The sequence below is a fragment of the Stenotrophomonas sp. P5_B8 genome (assembly GCF_054049855.1).
Genome location: NZ_JBFULO010000479.1, coordinates 1 through 2714 on the forward strand (window position 1 = coordinate 1; position 2714 = coordinate 2714).

2 protein-coding genes are annotated in these 2714 nt (G+C 66.1%); both read left to right on the top strand.

Annotated features, from left to right (window positions below; genetic code table 11):
• Nucleotides 1-282: 282 nt before the first annotated feature.
• The gene (locus ACXJKH_RS18295; RefSeq protein ID WP_457321475.1) at nucleotides 283-1260 is read left to right on the top strand and encodes an Lnb N-terminal periplasmic domain-containing protein; all 978 of its coding nucleotides are present in this window, start codon (nucleotides 283-285) and stop codon (nucleotides 1258-1260) included.
• The coding region (locus ACXJKH_RS18300; protein ID WP_457321473.1) for an esterase/lipase family protein at nucleotides 1257-2714 on the top strand (1458 nt) is incomplete at its 3' end. The genes ACXJKH_RS18295 and ACXJKH_RS18300, both read left to right, overlap by 4 nt.

Consider the following 2714-nt stretch of genomic DNA (forward strand, 5'->3'; position numbering starts at 1 on the left):
GCGCCGCGGCGACAGCACGCCGTCGGGAAGATGCAGGCGCAGGACCACCGCGCCGCAGTGGCAGCGGGCCAGATGATGGCGCTGGATCGGCACGCCGCCGATGGAACGCAGACCCTGCATGCGACAACTCCTGAGGGGTGGACCGGGGCCTGCAAGTATGCCGCCGGCCCAAACTGAACACGCAGATATGTTCCCCACACCCCGGTTATGGCTAACTAGCGCCCCGAACCAACGACGGAACGACGCGTGAAGAAGGCAGGACGATGGGGATTGGCGCTGGTGATGCTGGTCGCAGCGCTGTGGATCACCGGCCTGCTGGCCTACCAGTTGCCCGGTCCGGGGTGGTTGCGCGGGATCGCGATCGCGGTGTGGCTGGGCTTCGCGCTGACCACGGCAGTGGCGGTCGGGCGCGCGCGCGCCGGGCGCTGGCCGRGCGCGCTGTACGTGGCCGCGCTGGTGGCCTCGGGGGTGTGGTGGCTGCTGCTCACCCCGCGCCAGGACCGGGTCTGGGCCGATGACGTGGCCCAACGGCTGAAGGTCGTTGCGTTCGACGGACAGCATGTCGTGCTGGACAACGTCCGCGACTTCACCTGGCGCAGCGAAGACGACCACGACGTGCGCTGGGTGCGGCGCAGCTATGACCTGGACCAGCTGCGCTCGGCCGACCTGGTGATGTCCTACTGGATGGGACCGATGATCGCCCACACGCTGGTGTCTTTCGGCTTCGCCGACGGTCGCTACCTGGTGTTCTCGCTGGAGATCCGCAAGGAGCGCGGTGAGTCGTTCTCGGCACTGGGCGGGTTCTTCCGCAAGTTCGAGATGACCCTGGTGGCCTCGGAGGAAACCGACATCATCCGCGTGCGCAGCAACGTGCGTGGCGAAGATGTCTACCTGTATCGGCTGCACGGCATGACGCGCGAACAGCTCAAGGGCCTGTTCGTGTCCTACCTGGGCGAGGCACGCAAGCTGGATGCCGCCCCGGCGTTCTACAACACGCTTACCAGCAACTGCACCACCATCGTGTACGAACTGGCCAAGCAGATCGCGCCGGGCCTGCCGCTGGATTACCGGCTGCTGGTGTCGGGCTATTTCGCCGAGTATGCACGCGACCTGAGCGTGCTGACGCCGGGCGTGGACTTTGCCACGTTGAAGGCGCGCGGCCGCATCACCGATCGCGCACGCGCCGCCGGCGACGATCCCGATTTTTCCCGACTGATCCGCCAGGGCATGCCCGGCGCCGAGCAAGGAAGCGTTCCATGAAACGGCTGTCCATGAGGTTCCCGCGCCGCACGCTGCCGTTGCTGGCGGTGGTGCTGTCGCTGCTGCTGTCCAGCGGCTGCGCGATGGTGACCATGAAACAGGTGGCCCCCACCGACTACCTGGCCAACAAGCGCGGCGACGTGCTCACCTCGGGCAAGCTCAGCGCCGCCTCGCAGGAGACGTTGAGCGTGATCGGGCTGGACGAGGATACGTGCGCCAAGGACGTGGCGACCTGCCAGAAGACCCTGGAAGACACCGACGTGCTGCCCGAGGAACAGCGGCTTTCCGCGCTGTCCGAGTTGTGGGTGAAGAACGCGTTGGGGTTGAGCCCCAAGCCCAAGGATCGCGACAAGCATCCGATGAGCGATGCGGCGCTGGATGCGTGGCTGGAAGCGGCGCGCTATGCCTACGCCTACCTGTTTTTCAGTGGGCGCACGCCATCGGACCGGGCCTTCGAGGATCGCCAGACCCAGGTCCGCGACTATTACAACTACGCCGCCGAGCAGACCGCCGCGGTGGTATTCAAGCGCGCCCGCGAGAGCGCGCTGGAAGGGGAGGACTACAACGCACCGGTGGCCGGCGAGCGCTGGACGCTGACCTCGGACTTCGACGAGCTGCGCATGCCCAGCATTCCCACCGGCATGGTCTCGGCCTCGTCGCTGAGCTTTGCCGGCCTGCGCAGCACCTATCGCCGCGATGGCTTCGGCGCCGAACTGGTGGTGGTGATGGACCCGCCCAAGCTGATCGCCGCGGCGGACGGGCAGAAGGCCGAGATTCCCCAGTACAGTGAAATGTCGGCGATCAACGCCACCGCGCTGCTGCGCTTCAAGGGCGACACCCTCAAGCAGGTGCTGGACACCACCCAGGTGTTGTTCGATGTGTACTCACCGGAGTCCACCGAGAGCGTCAACTTGCACGGCGAGAAAGTGCCGCTGGCCGGCAACTTCACTGCGGCCTACGGCATGTGGCTGGCGCAGTCCGGCTTTGCCACGCAGTCGCTGCGCACCCTGTTCGGGCTCAGCGAAGGCATCGGCGAACCGCATATGTACCTGATGCAGCCATGGGACCCCAACCGCCGCATCATCTTCATGCTGCACGGTCTGGGCAGCAGCCCGGAGGCGTGGGTGAACGTGGCCAACGAGGTGATGGGCGACCCCGAACTGCGCAAGCACTTCCAGGTGTGGCAGGTGTATTACCCGACCAACGCGCCGATCGCATTGAACCGCTATGAGATCAACCAGGCGTTCAACAACACGCTCAAGCACTTCGATCCCGACGGCAGCACGCCGGCGTCCAAGGACATGGTGTTCATCGGCCACAGCATGGGCGGCGTGCTGGCGCGGTTGCTGGTCACCTCTTCGGGCGATGTGCTGTGGGACCAGCTGCTGGCCAACTATGACCTCAAGGGGGAACGCCTCAAGCGCGTGGAAGCCAAGCTCGGTCCGCTGCTGCAC